The sequence below is a fragment of the Ardenticatenales bacterium genome (assembly GCA_020634515.1).
In the GTDB taxonomy this organism is placed as follows: Bacteria; Chloroflexota; Anaerolineae; order Promineifilales; family Promineifilaceae; genus JAGVTM01.
In genome coordinates this window covers 813,318-829,888 of the sequence record JACKBL010000001.1, presented here as the reverse complement: position 1 = coordinate 829,888, position 16,571 = coordinate 813,318, and the positions used below count along the sequence as shown (strand labels likewise).

Here is a 16,571-nt window from a genome sequence, read left to right as displayed (position 1 = left end):
ACGCTAATTGCTAAGCTCCGAGGTGAGAATCTCGGCCAGGAAAAAACTCATGGTATGAGCCAGAATCTTGGTCGTGACGCGGTTAATCGACCCCGATAACGAGCGTAATTGGGGACGCCCCAAACAGAATACAGTTGTCAGCACACTGAAAACTGTCTCCACGCGATGGCGTAGATAGCCCAGTATCTTCTGGATGCCTGGAGGCCATTGCTCCTTTTGATTATCGCGTTTGAGCACTAATAGCAGGTACTCAGCGTCTTCCCATAATAATCGGTCAGCCACGTCTTGGGAAACATAGCCCTTGTCGCCGATCACGCCTAGACCTTGACGACCTTCCAACAGGGCGGCCATGGGTTTACGGTCATCGAAAGACCCTGGCGCGAGTAACCAACTATCAATCATCTGGTCCAGTGTGGTCGTCACATGGCAACGCGGGCCAAAGAACTTGCTTTTCTTGCTCGCGCAGACACCAAACCATGCATCACGCTCATCAAGCGGAATAGAGCGACAACGACTGCCACACATGCAGGCACAAATGGAGATGGGAGCACTGTCAACCAGGCGCAAATGGGCTTCCGCCTACGACTACGCCCCCGGCGCGCAGGTGTTGACCATCACGCAAACCGCCTATCCCGACCCATCCGACCCGACGCAAAACCAGGCGACCAGGTGGGTTCTGCAACCTGGAAACTGGGCACCGTGGGGGCCATTGCTTTCGTAGCCCACAGACAAACGATGTACATCTCACTGTTGCCACTGCTCACACGTATTTTGTCGGTGAACAACAGTTCTTGGTACATAACTCATGTAATCAGATGCGCCAGTAAGTAAACCGCGGACAAGCTCCCAGGGGAATCGAACGGGCTGCTCCTGGATTAGGGCCATAAGAACAAGATCATGTCCACATTAACGGCGGAGCGCTCAACTCGGATGGTACATGGAAGCACATGCCTCAAACTCCTCTAACGAATTCACAAAAGAACTGGTTAAGACAATGGGGATGGAAACTGACCGCTGAATAAATGGAATAGGCGACGCCTACACCTGGCACATCCGCACCTGCGCCGACCCCGCCTGCTAAGGTGACCGATGGCTTTGGCAGTTGGGCGAAAGCGGTGTTGTGTGTACAATTTCTGTCGTGTTCATGCTACTTTGGACGGAACGCCAGCCATGGCGGCTGGTTTGACGGAGGAGGTTTGGTCGGTGCGCGAACTGCTTTTTTGCTTTGCTGTCAGACACGAATCACTCCACGCTAATTTGTGGTGTTACCCTTCCCTCTTCGCCACCTATTATCTCATCGACAATTTCCCCGCGCACCCAATTATCGCAAAACGCTTGCCAGTTCAGCGGCGGCGTGCTATCATTTGTCCTCAATAGTCCTGCCTCTGGGTGGACTATTTTTTTGCACAGTCAACCTGACCTGAAAGGCTAAGCTCATGTCTGATTTACAACTACGCGCTTTTGACATTGATGATAATGAACGCATTCCGCAGATTCGTCCCGGCGACAACGTCACCGTCCATCTGCGTATTGTTGAAGGGAAACGGGAACGTATCCAGCTTGTGCGCGGCACAATCATTCGCCTGCGCAATACCGGCAACAACGCCAATTTCACCGTGCGCCGTATAGCCAGCAATGGCATTGGCGTTGATCGTTCTTTCTTGTTGCGCTCCCCACTGATTGAGAAAATTGAGGTTCATCGCAGCGCCCATGTACGGCGCGCCCAGCTTTATTTCTTGCGTGAGCGAACAGGCAAGTCGGCCCGTCTGCGCGAAAAACGGCTGCGTTGATCAGGTCCCAGGCGGTGCCTGGAAACAGATAAATCCTTCAGGGTGAAAGTGAATGCTTTCACCCTTTTTGCTTTTTGGGCATAATCGTGGATAGTCAGACAACATGACCGGGACCACATGTCATGGCTCCTTTGAAAACAGGACGCTGATGAACGCGCAAAAACACGGATGAAATGAGAGTCTGCGTCATGCGCGAAATCCATGGCTTTTTCCGTCCATGCTGTGGGCCGCGGCGTAAGCTCAGTCGGACGGCGTGCCGCGGTATATGTCGTCTACTTCTTGTCACTATGCCGGCATTTTGCCGGCATTCACCACATCCCACACCATCATCTTCGCGGAGGAAAACAGTATGAGCATCAAACCGTTAATTGGCTGCACCACTTATCGCAAAACATCGGAGCAGTCGCCGCCAATTGACCTCTTCGGCCTCATGCCCTCGTACATTGACGCCATTACGGCTGTTGGCGGACTGCCCGTCATGATTCCATTGGGCCTCACGGAACGCGACCTGTCCGCCATCCTGAACCGCATAGACGGCCTGCTGTTGCCCGGAGGCGGCGATATTGAACCCCAATATTATGGCGGCCATATGCTGGAAACAATGTATGGATTTGATGAGGATCGTGATCGGGTTGAACTATACATGGCTCGCCAGGCCGTCACGCAGCGCAAGCCTCTGCTGACCATTTGCCGTGGCACGCAGGTCCTGAACGTCGCTCTAGGCGGGACTCTGTGGGAAGACGTGAAGATGATGATGCCCCAGGCCATCACCCACGACTACAATCGCATCCAGCCGCGCAACTTCCTGGCGCACAGCGTCGATTTGCACCCTGATTCCCTTCTCCACCGCCAGATCGGTCGCGCCCAAACGCGCGTCAACAGCCTGCACCATCAGGGCATCAACCGTCTGGCCGCGGAGCTACACGCGGTAGCCCTGGCCCCGGATGGCCTGATCGAAGGCGTCGAAGTGCCCGGTCATCCTTATGCCGTGGGCGTCCAGTGGCACCCCGAAAACCTGATCGCGGACGATCCGGCCATGCTGACCCTGTTTGCCGGGCTGGTGAACGCGGCAGCAGGTAGCGCGTCTGCCCTCACCAATGGGAATGGCGCAGGGCGGGCACACACCCCCGTCATGAGTAGCGGGTAATGAATCCTATCGGCATTCTTGATTCAGGCGTGGGAGGGCTGTCAGTGCTGCGGCATGTGCGGGCACTGCTGCCACAAGAGAATCTTGTCTATGTGGCGGACCAGGCTCACGTTCCCTATGGTCGGCGGGACGCGGCGGAGATTCAGGCATTTAGTGCCGGCATTTCCCAATTCCTCCTCGACCTGAACGCCAAACTCATCATCGTCGCCTGCAACACCGCCTCCGCCGCCGCCCTCACCACCCTGCGCCAGACATTCCCTCGCGTCCCCTTCGTCGGCATGGAACCCGCCGTCAAACCCGGCGCCGCCATGACAAAAAGCGGCAAAGTAGGGGTACTGGCTACTGCCGGCACGTTCGAAAGCCAGCGCTACGCCAGCCTCATGCATCGCTACGCCCAGGGCGTACAACTCTATGAAAATCCCTGCCACGGATTGGTCGAACTGATCGAAGCAGGACAGGGAGAAACCCAGGCAGCAGCAACCCTGCTGCAAACCATTCTCTCCCCCATGCTCGCCGCCGGCGTCGATACCCTCATCCTCGGCTGCACCCATTACCCCTTCGTCTCCCCGCTACTGCAAACACTGGCCGGCCCCAACGTCACCCTCATTGACCCCGCCCCCGCGGTTGTGCGCCAGGTCATGCGCGTCCTGCAAAGCCAGCGCACGCCACAAAACAGCTCCATGCCCGGGCGCATCCAGGCATACACCACCGGAGACGCTCCCACCTTTGCCGCACTGTCGCAAAAACTACTGGGGACGGCGCTGCCCACCGCCCCACTCTTTTGGACAAAAAGCGGTCGCCTCAACACAAGTTAATCCAACAAGGCCATTCGTACCGCCAGGCGAGCCAATCCGTATTTTATTTGTTCGACACTCCTGAGTATAATCTCCATCAACAAGACCTTTTTGGGCTGGACCCCGCTCATTTGCCGCACAAACAGGAAACAGAGCAACCGGTCTAGAATGCATCAATTCACGAAGCCGCCGCGAGAAACCGTCTCATGCCATCACCTCCCACCCGACGCAACCTCGACCGCTGGCGCGCCATTGAAGCGCGCCTCGGGCGTGAAGCCACCATCTGGCTGGCAACGGTGCGCCGCGATGGCCGCCCCCATCTGGCCCCCGTATGGTTCGTTTGGTACGACGAAAAAATCTACCTGGCCACCAGCAGCTTCAGCCAGAAATATACCAACCTGCGCTATAACCAGAACGTCACCCTCTCTCTCGCCGACCCCTACAACGTAGTCCTCATCGAAGGCGAAGCCCACGCCGCCAACCGTCACACCACGGAAAAAGTATCAGAGCATTTTCTGCATAAATACGAATGGGATTTCCGGTCCGATGACAGCGACGATTGGCGATTAGTAGAAATCACCCCCCACAAAGTACTCGCCTGGGGAGATGGCTATGACGACGAAGGCATCCACATCCTGTAAACACCCCCCCAACCGTGCGGTGCAGCCCGCCCGCGGCCCGCATGAGTGGATCGTGAAGCCAACATGCCATTATCACCCTTTCTTACGCGATTCCAATTCTCCTGAGATAGCATACAACTATTGCCTACCAAGTGGCTTCCTCATCCGTTGCCGTCTGGCGGCAAATCGTGACGCGGCAGCGCCCCCGGTCCCCAATCGGCCACCGAGGGAACAGTATCATCATAACGAGGTCTTACGTAATGCGATATGACAGATTTACCGAACGTGCCCAGGATGCGGCAGCCCATTCCGTGGAAATAGTACAGCGGTATCGCCAGACACAGGTGGACACAGAACATTTCCTCATGGCGCTGTTGGAACAAGAAGGCGGCACGGTTCCACAAATGCTGGAGCTAATGAGCGTTGAGATCAACGCCATGCGTACGCGCATCGACGAAGAACTGCGCACCACCCCGCGCGCCGCCGTTTACAGTGGCGCAGTGGGGCAAATCTTTTACACACCCCGTCTGCGCACGGTATTGGAACTGGCGCAGGGTGAAGCCACTCGTCTGAAAGACGAATTCATTTCCACCGAACACATTTTCCTGGCGATTCTCAGCGAACGAAACACGCCCGCCGCCCGCATCTTGCAAGAGTTCAACGTGACGCGCGAGCGCGTAATGACGGCTTTGCAGGACCTACGCGGCGGCAAACGGGTCACCGACCGCCAGGCGGAAGGGCGCTACAAAACGCTGGAAAAGTTTAGCCGTAATCTGACGAAGTTCGCCCGTGAAGGGAAACTCGATCCCGTTATTGGCCGCAACGACGAAATTTTGCGCGTCATCCAGGTCCTCAGCCGACGCACAAAGAACAATCCTGTGCTGATTGGCGAGGCAGGCGTGGGCAAGACGGCCATTGTCGAAGGCCTGGCACAGAAGATTAACGACAGCGATGTGCCGGAGAATCTTCTCAACAAACAGGTAGTATCGTTAGACCTGGGGGCAATGATTGCCGGCAGCCGCTTCCGCGGTGAATTCGAGGAACGCTTGAAGGCCGCCATGGAAGAGATTCAGCAAGCCCAGGGCGAGATCATCCTGTTCATTGACGAACTGCACACCGTTGTCGGCGCGGGCGCGGCCAGCGGGGCCATGGACGCCAGCAATATGATGAAGCCCGCCTTGTCACGTGGCGAACTGCAATGCGTTGGGGCTACCACGTTGGACGAATACCGCCAATACATTGAGCGAGACAGCGCCCTGGAACGCCGTTTTGCCCCCATCTTCGTGGAAGAACCTTCCGTGGAAGACACCATAGAGATGCTGCGTGGACTGCGCGACCGGTATGAAGCACACCATCAAGTGCGCTACTCCGATGACGCGCTGGTGGCCGCTGCCCGCCTGTCGGATCGGTACGTCACGGACCGCAAGCTCCCCGACAAAGCGATTGACCTGATGGACGAGTCGGCGGCGAAGCTGCGCGTCGCTTTGCATACGCTGCCCATACCTCTGAAAGATCTGAAGAGGCAGTTGGACACGTTGATTATGGAAGAGGAAGAGGCGCACACGACGCGGGATTATGAACGCGCGGCCTTGAAGCGGGCGGAGCGCTTGCAACTTGAGGCGGAATTCGATCAGGAGCGCACCGGCTGGCAGGCGGAAAACAAGCTGGATGAGTATGTAGAAGCGGAAGACATTGCCGAGGTAGTCGCCTCCTGGACGGGCATCCCCGTTAACCAGGTTATCGAAACGGAAGCGGAAAAACTGCTGCATATGGAGGAACGGCTGCACGAGCGCATTATCGGTCAGAATCGCGCCGTGGAAGTCCTCTCGGATGCCATCCGTCGCAGCCGATCTGGCCTCAGCGACCCGCGCCGCCCCATTGGGTCTTTTATCTTTCTGGGTAGTTCGGGCGTGGGCAAAACGGAATTGGCGAAGGCGCTGGCAGAGTTCCTTTTTGGTGACGAAGAGGCCCTCATCCGCGTGGATATGAGTGAGTTCCGCGAGCAGCACACGGTAAGCCGTCTGTTTGGCGCGCCCCCCGGCTACGTAGGTTATGAACAGGGGGGGCAGTTGACGGAGCAGGTGCGGCGGCGTCCATACAGTGTGGTGCTGTTTGACGAGATTGAGAAGGCGCACCCGGATGTGTGGAATGCGCTGCTGCAATTGCTGGATGATGGTCGTCTGACGGATGGTCAGGGCCGGGTGGTGAATTTCCGCAACTGTGTGGTGGTGATGACGAGCAATGTAGGCACATCTTTTGTGAAGCGGTCGGGGGCTTTGGGTTTTGCCGGCATGCGCGACCCCGAAGAACGCGCCAATCAAGAACGCATCGAAGACGCCCTGCGCCGCACCTTCCGCCCCGAATTCATCAACCGCATCGACGAAATCATCATCTTCGAACCCCTCTCCGAAGCGGATGTCGTCCGCATCGTAGACCTGCAACTGAAAGAGATTCGCCAGCGCCTGAGCGAATACGGCCTGCAAGTTCAACTCAGCGACGCCGCCCGCGTCTGGCTTGGTCACGAAGGATACGACAAAGATTTCGGCGCCCGTCCGCTGAAGCGCGCCTTGCAGCGATACGTCGAAAGCCCCCTCTCCGTACGCATGCTCAAAGGGGAATTCAAGCAGGGCGACACCGTTTTAATCGACGTGGAAGCGGATCAACTGGTGTTTAAGCTGATTGACTCCCAGGTCGTCACGCCCATCACGGCTCCGCTGGACGAAATGGCCGTAGGTTAGATTCGCTTCGGTCACCCATTAAGAACCAACCTCATAAGAAGCCCGCCGGAAATGGCGGGCTTTTTTGTGATGACGTTTTTTGTCGCGGCTGCTTGACTTCTGCCGGGGGAAGCAGATACACTCGCAACCCACATGCGCATTGTATCTGCTTTACCCACGTCGCGTCGGCGTCGCTTCATCAGGTTGCTGCTTGTGTTGGTCGGATTGGGGGTGGCGGTTGTGCCGGCATTTTCCCCCTTCCTCGCCACCGCCACCATCCCCCGCACCAACGACCTTGCCCCCCATCTCTACCGCATCCTCGCCCTCCTGCGCGTCTGGGAATGGCCCCACCTCTGGCCCCGCTGGTCCCCCGACCTCGTCCACGGCTACGGCTACCCCGTCTTCAACTTCTTCCCCGCCCTCTCCCACATGAGCGTCGCCCTCATCGCCAAAACAGGGCTGCCCCTCACCGCCGCCTACCGCGTCGTCGTCTTCTTACACTACTGGCTGGCCGCCATCGGCGCCTACTGGTTTGGCCGCACCCTCTTCAACCACATCGGCGGCTGGTTGGGTGCACTCACCTACGTCTACAGCCCCTACTTCCTCTACGACGTTGGCGTACGCGGCAGCCTGCCGGAAACACAGGCGCTCGTCTTCCTCCCCTTCCTTACCCTCGCCCTCTGGCACGCCGCCCACGGCAGCCGCCGCTGGACCGCCGCCCTCCCCTTCCTCTTCGCCGCCATCTTCCTCAGCCACTACCCCGCCACCTACCAGAGCCTCCTCATCCTGGGGTTGTGGCTCCTCTGGCTGGCGTGGCGGGACGGCTGGCGCGCCCTCATCGGTCCGGCGCTGGGGCTGGCCCTCGGCGTCGGCCTCACCGCCTTCTTCTGGCTGCCCACGCTGGCGGAGATCGGCGCGACGAAAGCGGACCTGAGCATCAGCCAGGGATACGGCATCGCGCAAAACTTTCTCTCTCTGCGCGAGTTGTTCGCCGCGCCCATGCTGCCCGTCGATCCCGCGCTGCTCAATCCCCCCGTGGTGCGCCCGCTGCCGCTGTTGGCGCTGCTCCTGGCCGCCATGGGCCTCTGCTGGCGTTGGCGCTGGCTCAATCAAACGCAACAATGGCTGGCGACAGGCTGGGCCATCCTCCTACTCGTCGCCGTCTGGCTGATCACGCCCGCCTCCGCCTTTGTCTGGAACACCGTGCCGCTGCTGGGGCAGACGCTGTACCCGTGGCGACTGTTGGGCGTCGTTTCCTGGCTGGCGTTGGGGTTGGTCAATGCCGGCACAGCCCATCTGTCCACCGCGCGTCAGGGAACCACCATCGCCGCCGCCCTCACCGCCCTCATCATCCTCGCCGCCACCCCCTGGCTCTTCTTGCCCCAGGAACCCTTCCCCCAAAACCCCACCCTCGCCGACCTGGCCGCCTTTGAAGCCCCCCCCTCCTTCATCGGCACAACCACCCTGGGCGAATTCCTGCCGCGCACCGTCGCCGAAATGCCCGACACCACCGCATCGCGGGGCGCCCTCGCGCGCGGGGACTATCTGGATCGACTGGTCGAATGCGCCCAGACAGCCCAACAGTGCGCCCCCCAAAACCCCCTGGACGCCACCTACACGATCATGCCGGCGCAACCCGCCACCTTCACCTATCGCCAGTTCTACTTCCCCGGCTGGCAGGCAACGCTGGACGGTCAGCCCTGGCCCCTGCGCGCCGGCCAGCCGCACGGCCTCATCCAGGTAGACGCTCCTGCCGGCACACACACACTGCGCCTCTACTGGGATACAACCCCCACACGCCAGGCGGGCAGCCTCATCTCCTGGCTAACGCTGTTGATCATCTTCCCCGCGCTCTTTTTCCTCGCCCTTCCCCGCCTGCCCCGGCCATCGGCCACAGCCACACCAGCCACGCCCCCATCATCCGCACTATCGGCACCGGCGCTTGGTGTCGTCGCCCTGGCTGCCTGGCTGCTCGTCGGCCACGTGGACACACCGCTGCGCATGTCCCGCCTGACGCCCACGGGCATGTGGGGCGTGCCCGACATGCTCCCGTTGGATTTTGCCGGCGAGGTACGCCTGCTGGGCGTAACTCTCTCCCCCTCGCTGCCGGATGCCGCGCAGACGATCCACCTGGAAACCTACTGGCAGGCGCAGCGACCCATCGGCCTCCCCTACGATTTCGGCGTCCACATCGTTGACGAAAACGGCATCCCCTGGGAAACGCCCGATACCGGCCGCCCGCGCGACTGGCGCTTTATCGGTCCCGATCCCTGGCCGCTGAATGGCTACCGCCTGGAGCCATTCGAGCTGCACCTGCTCGACGGCGCGCCGCCCGGCCTCTACCAGGTGCAAATGGGGTTGGTGCGGCGCGACACGGGGCAAACGGTGGCCGCGCACACGATGGCCACGGTGCGCGTGCTGCGCCCGGCCAATGGCAGCCGCCCCCCGGAACCGGGCCTACAACCCTTGACGCCGCCGCCCGCGGCAGCGGGTCTGACCTTGTTGGGCAGCCGCCTGGATCGCACCGCCGCCCGCCCCGGCGACCCCGCGCGCGTGGCGCTCCTGTGGCAGGTAGCCCGCGCGGCGGACAACGCCTTCACCCTCAGCCTCGTGGCCGCCGACGGAGCCACCGCCTGGACCTTAACCCGCCCCGTCGTGCCGCTGTACGAACCGTCGCAGTGGCGCGATGGCGACCGCCTGCGTAGTGAGACGGTGCTGCGTTTTCCGGCAACCCTTGTCGGCGGCGACTACGCCTGGCAGGCGCAATGGGGTGGACAGCCGCCCGTCAGCGTGGGCACGGTGACGATCACCGCGCCGGAGCGGTCGTACACGCTGCCGCCGCTGTCCATCCAGACCAACGCCCCGCTGGGAGAGGTAGCCGAACTGCTAGGCGCGGATGTGGTCCAGGCAGCGGATGGGCTGCGCGTGCGGCTGGCATGGCGTAGCCTGGCGGAGACGTCCGTCAGTTACCGCGTTTTTGTGCATTTGCGGGACGCGGCGGGGGGGATTGTGGCGCAATCGGATGGGGAGCCGGCGAGTTGGGGCCGCCCCACGACCGGCTGGCTGCCGGGCGAAGTGGTCCTGGACGACCACCTGCTGCCGCTGCCGCCCGACCTGCCCCCCGGCTCCTACACGCTCATCACCGGCCTCTACGACCCGGACAGCGGCGCGCGCCTACAACTACCCGACGGGAACGATACCGTGCTGCTGCAAATGGTGTCGCTACCTTGATTCCAGTCTAGCGACGTAACGGCTAAGCCAGATTGGACCAATTTTCTACGGAAGGGTCTCAACCTGACTATCCGGTTTTTCGCCACCACCGCTCGCCGCCCACCTGCCGGGCGTAGCCGCCTACTTTTTCTTCCAGCTCGGCCCGGTCCTGAAAGAACGTGCTGATCTGGGACGTGTAGGCCCAGATGGATTCGTATTTGGCGTCCAGGTCGGCGGGCGTGAGGGGGATGACGGTGGGTTGCCAGCCCGGCGCCTCGCCAATGACGGCGGCCAGCGCGCCGGGCGCGGCCACGTAGGGGTAATCTTCGTAGTAGCGCAGGCGGGAGCCGGCCCACATTTCGGCGGCGGCGCGGGTGATCTGGTGGTCGGCGTGCCTACCAACGGCCAACGGGGCGTAGATGAGCGCCGCGGCAGGCAATTGCGACATCCGGGCGGCAAGGGTGGCGACGAGGGGGTGGTCGGCGGCGGCAAATTGCGGCGCGATCACGTCATTCCAGGTGGGATAGAGGGGCTGGCCGTCCTCGGCGCGGCGATAGATGCAGTCATAAAATTCCCAATGGGCGTAATCCGCGCCCAGGGCAGCGGCGGCGACCACGTCCTCGGCGCGGCGGATGGCGACGGCATTGGCGGCGGTTTCCCAACGCTGGTGCAGCAGTTGGGCAAAGTCGGAGAGGGGGCCAGGCGGGGGATCGGCGGCGGTGATGGTGACGATGAGGACGGATTTGCCGGCACGAGTCTGCGCCGCGATTTGTCCACCACAAGAGAGCGCGGCGTCGTCCAGATGGGGGGAAAGGTAGATAGCGTCGTATTTCTTCATTTCTAAAAACCCGGCTGTTCATCGAAGACCCGATTTCTTCTCAGAAACCGGGTTTTTGGCCCACGGGGATGAGCAGGGCGTCATCGGGCCAGGGTTGGCCGGCGGGGGTGTGGGCAGGCCAACGCGCACCGCCGACGGGATTGTAGAGGCCGACGCGGATGGCGGCGGGGGGATCGACAAGGGGGATGTAGCGCACGTCGGTGATGATGGTTTCGGGCGGCCAGAGTGTGGGGGGATAAATGCCGGCAATCGCCCAACCATCCCCCTGTCCCACCAACTGCCCGCTCGCGTCCACCGCATGGACAAAAATCGACGCTGCCGCCGTCACCGCGCCGGCCGCGCGCCAGGACAACGTCACCGTCACCGCCGCGCCATCCCAGACCGCCGTCCCCGCAAGATGGACGGTCCCCCCTGCCGGACCGGTAAAAACAGCCGCGGGCGCGTCATCGGGCGCGTCATCGGGCGCGTCATCGGGCGCGTCATCGGGCGCGTCATCGGGCGCGTCATCGGGCGCGTCATCGGGCGCGGCGGCGGCCCCGATGACGCCCACTTCCCGCACCGTCATCGCCGTGGGCGCGAACGTGGTGAGAAAGAACGCGCCCCCTTCCGCATTCAGGCGCGGCCAATCCAACCCACCACCCGCCGCCTCGTAGTAATACGGCATTTCCGGCTTCAGGTCGGCATAGGTGAGCAGTTCCACTTGCAGCGGCTCGTCCACCTGCGCCCGCAGCAGATCCGCCGACGGGATGTAATCGGGGAGAAAGGTGATGCCCTCGTGCCCCAGGGGATAAACGGTGCGGCGGGCGGCCATCCAACTGGGCATATTCAGCACGTAGGCGGAGTGGCCGGCGGCGTTGGCGGCTTGCACCTGCCGCACCGCCTGGCGCACGGCGCTGCCCAGCAAGTCGTGCTGGCGCACGCGCTGGCGCACAAAGAGGGCGTTTTGCCCCAAAAGCAGCAGGCAGAGGACGGCTGTCGCGCTCCAACGCAGTCGGGAGGTGGTCCAGGTTCCGGCAAGGCGGACGAAAACGTCGGCCCAGAGCCAGCAAATGCCGGCACTCGCCAACATCAACAAGCGCGGACCACTGATCACATAATTGAAGCTGAGGAAGGGAAGTGCCGGCATCACCGCCACCGCCGCCCATCCCCACGACCAGAGAACCGCCCGCCCCCCGCGGCGCTGCGCCGCCGCCGCCAGCGCCAACGCCAGCGCCGTCAGCACCAGCGCCAGCAGCAAATCGTTGAGGCCAAACCGATCCCGCAACCAGCCGCCCACGGCCGTCAGCGGATAACCAACGCCCTGGGCGAAGTAAGCGGCATTTTGGAACAACGTCTCCGCATTATTCAGGCGCAGGAGGGCAGGGCCGGCGCTGACGAAGAACAGGCGAACCAGGAGCCAGACCACGGCGGGCGCGCTCCAGAGCAAGCCATCGCGCACGACCCGCCGCGCCGGTTGGCGCTGCGTCCAGACCACAAGCCCCACCAGGAGGGGAATGAGCAGGCCATTCTCATGCGTGAAAGGGGCCAGCAGCGCGCACGCCAACCCCACGAGGGTCCAGGCGCGCCGCCCGGTAAGGCGCGCCAGGCAATAGCAGAGGAGGCTGGCGAGGACGAGCGTCGTCACCAGTAGATGAAACAACGCGCCAATCCAGGGCACGGCCTGATAGCTGAATGGATAGAGCCAGAAAAGGAGGGCGGCCAGCGCGCCGCGCCAGCTGAGCCGCGGACGCGGCCGGCCCGTGGCCAGCATCTCCCCTAACCAGGCCAGCAGCAAGCCATTGATCCCGTGCAGCAGTCCGTTGAGGGCGTGCAGCCAGGCGGCGCTGCCCGCGCCCCACCAGCGGTAGGCGATGTGCCAGATGGCGCTGCCCAGGGGGCGATAGTAGGCGGAGCCGGCGTCGGCGGTCCAGATTTGCGCGAGGGTGTGCGTGCCGGCATAAGGAACCTGGTTCAAGTCGTCAAAATAAAACGGCAGCCGGATCACGTCGCCATAAAGCCACGCCAGCAGGAGGAAGGTAGGAAGTATGAGGTATGAGGTATGAAAAAAACGACGCACACCCCGCCTCTCACCTCTCACACCTAACCCCTCATACCTCATACCTCATACCTCATACCTCGCTATTTTGCGCTATAATACCACGATATGAGCAACAAATTGTCACACATTGACGAACAGGGACAGGCGCGCATGGTGGATGTGGGCGCGAAGCCGGACACGGAGCGCGTGGCGGTGGCGCGTGGCGCGGTGACGATGGCGGCGGAGACGCTGCGATTGATCATGGCCGGGCAAATGAAGAAGGGTGAGGTGCTGGCGGTGGCGCAAATTGCCGGCATTATGGCCGCCAAACGCACCAGCGAACTCATCCCCCTCTGCCATCCCCTCCCGCTCACCCACGTCGAAGTCATCTGCACGCCCAACCCCGCCGCCAACCGCGTGGAGATCGAAGCCATCGCCCGCGTGCGTGGCAAAACAGGCGTGGAAATGGAAGCCCTCACCGCCGTCTCCGTTGCCGCCCTCACCATCTACGACATGGCCAAAGCCGTAGACCGCGGCATGACCATCACCGATGTTCACCTGGCTTACAAAGCAGGTGGGAAGAGTGGTGAGTGGCGGGAGGCGAGGGGCGAGTAAACCACCCACGCCAACTCTCGACTGCCAACTATCCACTACCCACTCACCACGACCCACTATGATCATCACTGTGCGTTTATTTGCGACGTTGAAAGATAATGCCGGCAGCGGACAAGTATCCGTCGAATTGACGCAGCCGGCGACCGTGGCTGATCTGCTGTCCGGCATGGCACGGCAACATCCGGCGCTGGCCCCTTCGCTTCCCATCAGCCTGGTTGCCGTGAATCGGGTTTATGCCGGCCCCGACACCCCTATCCAACCCGGAGACGAGGTTGCCCTCTTCCCCCCCGTCAGCGGCGGTGATGACTTCCCCCATCCCACCTACTTTGCCCTCACCACCGACCTGCCCGACCTGAATGCCATCCACGCCCAACTGGCGCAGCCGGATGTGGGCGCGGTTGTCACCTTCACCGGCTCTGTACGTGGCCAGACGCAACGCTCCGGAATGCCGGCATCCACCCGCTACCTGGAGTACGAAGCCTACGCAGAAATGGCGACCGTGAAAATGGCCCAGATCGCCCGCGAAATCTGGTCCCGCTGGCCCACCGTAAAAGGCATTGCCATCGTGCAGCGCATTGGCCGCCTGGACGTGGGCGACATGACCACGCTGGTGGCCTGCGCCGCCGCCCACCGCGACCAGGGCGTGTTCGACGCCGCCCGCTACGGCATCGACCGCCTCAAGGAGATCGTGCCCGTGTGGAAGAAGGAAGTTGGCCCGGACGGCAGCGCCTGGGTCGAGGGGCATTATCGCCCCCAGGCGGAGGCGTAAGAAGCAGGACGCAAAACGATGTTGACTGTTTCCCGCTCAGGGCGCATCCGTTAATAAAGGCTTCGCGCGGGCATGGCCGGATGCGCTTGAAGGGTTCTTCTGTATGGGAAAGTCTCAAGTTGATTCCGAGCGAACCCTCAGGGGCGCATCCGTTAAAAAAGGCTTCGCGCGGGCATGGACGGATGTGCTTGAAGGGTTCTTCTGCATGGGAAAGTCCCAAGTTGATTCCGAGCGAACCCTCAGTAACCGCCCGAAAACAACTTCACCCTTTTTACGGACGGTTACTGCCAAGCTATCCATAATAGCCGCTATCATGGATAGCCAATGTCCGCTCATTTCCGCTGATTTAATTGCGGACAGCGACTAACTATTGGTTATGAATTGGCAAGAACGTTCCACTGAATTTGCCCAGAAACACAACTTAAGCCATACCGCCGGTGTTTACTTATTAGATTTGGTATGCGAGATAGGCGAGGTCGCCAAAGAGCTACTACTGCAAAGTGATTATGGCGCGCGAGCGCCTGGCGGGCGAATGGGGGATGTCGTCTATAGTATGTGCATGTTAGCCGATGCTGCCGGCATTAACCTCGACACCGCCCTTCGCCACACCCGGGAAAATACGAGACCCGCTGGTGCGACAAGGGACATTTCGGCAGCGCATCCACGGAAAAAGGCAAAACAACCTTCCCGGAAGCTCATAACAGCTTCCAGAAAGGTGATGGAGAGAAAATATGAGTAAACCGACTCACCACCCCCACCGCGTCGTCATCACCGGCACGGGCATGGTCACACCCATCGGTCATAACGTCCCGGACACATGGGACGCCATCTTGCAAGGTAAGTCCGGCGTCGGCCCCTTTACGGTAGTGGAAAGAGGGCAGCACCCGACCGGCATATTATGTGAAGTGAAAGATTGGGACCCGGAGCCGTATCTGGGGCGGCGGGAGGCGCGTCACCGTGACCGCCAGCAGCAGTTTGCCAGCATCGCCGCGCAAGAAGCCATGAACCAGTCCGGCCTGCGCGTGACGGACGACAATCGGGAGCAAATAGGCATCATCCTGGGCACGGGCATCGGCGGCATCGGCACGTTCGTGGAAAATGATCACACCAATCTGGAAAAAGGGCCGCGTCGCGTCAGCCCCTTCTCCATTCCCATGATCATGCCCAATGGCGCTGCCGGCATGATCGCCATCGACTTCGGCATTCAAGGCCCCTCCACCACCATCACCACCGCCTGCGCCGCCAGTAACGACGCCATCGGCCACGCCTTCCAGGCCGTGCGTGCCGGCAACCTCGTCGCCGCCATCACGGGCGGGGCGGAATCCGTGATGGTGTCCACCTGCATCGCCGGCTTCGAACGCGCGGGCGCAACCACCTCCCGCACCACCGACGTGCCACAGCCCTTCGACCTGAATCGAGATGGGCTGGTGATCGGCGAAGGCGCGGGCATTCTCGTCATCGAAACGCTGGCCCATGCTCAGGCCCGCAACGCCACCGTTCTGGCGGAAATTGTGGGCTATGGCCAGACCACGGACGCGCATCACATCACCGCGCCGGCAGAGGGGGGCGATGGCGCGGCGCGGGCACTACGGAAAGCTTTGGCGGATGCCGGCATCTCCCCCACCACCATCAGCTACATCAGCGCCCACGGAACCGCCACCCAGCTCAACGACCGCTCCGAAACCAGCGCCATCAAAACGGCCCTCGGTGACCACGCCTACAACGTCCCCATCAGCTCCACCAAATCCATGACCGGCCACATCATGGGCGGCACGGGCGCCATAGAAAGCATCTTCTGCACCCTGGCGATTCGTGACCGCATTCTGCCGGCCACCATCAACTACCAAACGCCCGACCCAGAGTGTGATCTCGACTACGTGCCTAATACCCCGCGCCCGGCCGACGTCAACGTCTGCCTGAACAACGCCTTCGGCTTTGGCGGACACAATGCCGTCCTCGTCATCAAAAAATACACACCCTGACACGACCGACATACCACTGTGTTGCATCATGCCGGCCAATCTCTCACAGTAACATGCCACGCGGACCGGGCC

At 61.5% G+C, this 16,571-nt stretch carries 12 protein-coding genes; 9 read left to right on the top strand and 3 right to left on the bottom strand.

The window, feature by feature from the left end; genetic code table 11:
* Window positions 1-3: 3 nt before the first annotated feature.
* On the bottom strand, window positions 4-567 hold the full coding sequence (locus H6650_03145; GenBank protein MCB8950988.1) for a transposase: 564 nt from the start codon (window positions 565-567) through the stop codon (window positions 4-6).
* A gap of 869 nt (window positions 568-1,436) precedes the next feature.
* Between H6650_03145 and rplS the strand changes: the two genes are divergently transcribed.
* The 6 genes from rplS (at window position 1,437) to H6650_03115 (ending at window position 10,299) form a co-directional block, all read left to right on the top strand.
* Complete coding sequence (gene rplS / locus H6650_03140) at window positions 1,437-1,790, top strand: 50S ribosomal protein L19 (GenBank protein ID MCB8950987.1); 354 nt, start codon at window positions 1,437-1,439, stop codon at window positions 1,788-1,790.
* Window positions 1,791-2,055: 265 nt separating this feature from the next.
* The gene (locus tag H6650_03135) at window positions 2,056-2,937 is read left to right on the top strand and encodes a gamma-glutamyl-gamma-aminobutyrate hydrolase family protein (GenBank protein MCB8950986.1); all 882 of its coding nucleotides are present in this window, start codon (window positions 2,056-2,058) and stop codon (window positions 2,935-2,937) included.
* Complete coding sequence (murI, locus tag H6650_03130) at window positions 2,937-3,752, top strand: glutamate racemase (protein MCB8950985.1); 816 nt, start codon at window positions 2,937-2,939, stop codon at window positions 3,750-3,752. Before H6650_03135 ends, murI begins: the two co-directional genes overlap by 1 nt.
* Window positions 3,753-3,937: 185 nt before the next feature.
* Entirely contained in the window at window positions 3,938-4,372 is a 435-nt protein-coding gene (locus H6650_03125) for a pyridoxamine 5'-phosphate oxidase family protein (protein MCB8950984.1), read from the top strand.
* 239 nt (window positions 4,373-4,611) lie between these two features.
* Window positions 4,612-7,089: an AAA family ATPase gene (locus H6650_03120; protein MCB8950983.1), complete on the top strand. Its 2,478-nt coding sequence runs from the start codon at window positions 4,612-4,614 to the stop codon at window positions 7,087-7,089.
* A 132-nt stretch (window positions 7,090-7,221) separates the two neighbouring features.
* On the top strand, window positions 7,222-10,299 hold the full coding sequence (locus H6650_03115; protein ID MCB8950982.1) for a hypothetical protein: 3,078 nt from the start codon (window positions 7,222-7,224) through the stop codon (window positions 10,297-10,299).
* 67 nt (window positions 10,300-10,366) lie between these two features.
* On the opposite strand, the gene H6650_03110 is transcribed toward H6650_03115, so the two are convergent.
* Together H6650_03110 and H6650_03105 are read right to left on the bottom strand one after the other, a co-directional pair.
* Complete coding sequence (locus H6650_03110) at window positions 10,367-11,116, bottom strand: PIG-L family deacetylase (protein MCB8950981.1); 750 nt, start codon at window positions 11,114-11,116, stop codon at window positions 10,367-10,369.
* A gap of 40 nt (window positions 11,117-11,156) precedes the next feature.
* Entirely contained in the window at window positions 11,157-13,172 is a 2,016-nt protein-coding gene (locus H6650_03105) for a hypothetical protein (GenBank protein MCB8950980.1), read from the bottom strand.
* An 87-nt stretch (window positions 13,173-13,259) separates the two neighbouring features.
* Between H6650_03105 and moaC the strand changes: the two genes are divergently transcribed.
* The 3 genes from moaC (at window position 13,260) to fabF (ending at window position 16,499) form a co-directional block, all read left to right on the top strand.
* Window positions 13,260-13,748, top strand: coding sequence for a cyclic pyranopterin monophosphate synthase MoaC (gene moaC, locus H6650_03100; protein MCB8950979.1), 489 nt, complete (start codon window positions 13,260-13,262; stop codon window positions 13,746-13,748).
* Between the two features lie 58 nt (window positions 13,749-13,806).
* Window positions 13,807-14,517, top strand: coding sequence for a molybdenum cofactor biosynthesis protein MoaE (locus H6650_03095; GenBank protein MCB8950978.1), 711 nt, complete (start codon window positions 13,807-13,809; stop codon window positions 14,515-14,517).
* A 731-nt stretch (window positions 14,518-15,248) separates the two neighbouring features.
* Complete coding sequence (gene fabF / locus H6650_03090) at window positions 15,249-16,499, top strand: beta-ketoacyl-ACP synthase II (GenBank protein ID MCB8950977.1); 1,251 nt, start codon at window positions 15,249-15,251, stop codon at window positions 16,497-16,499.
* Window positions 16,500-16,571: the final 72 nt, after the last annotated feature.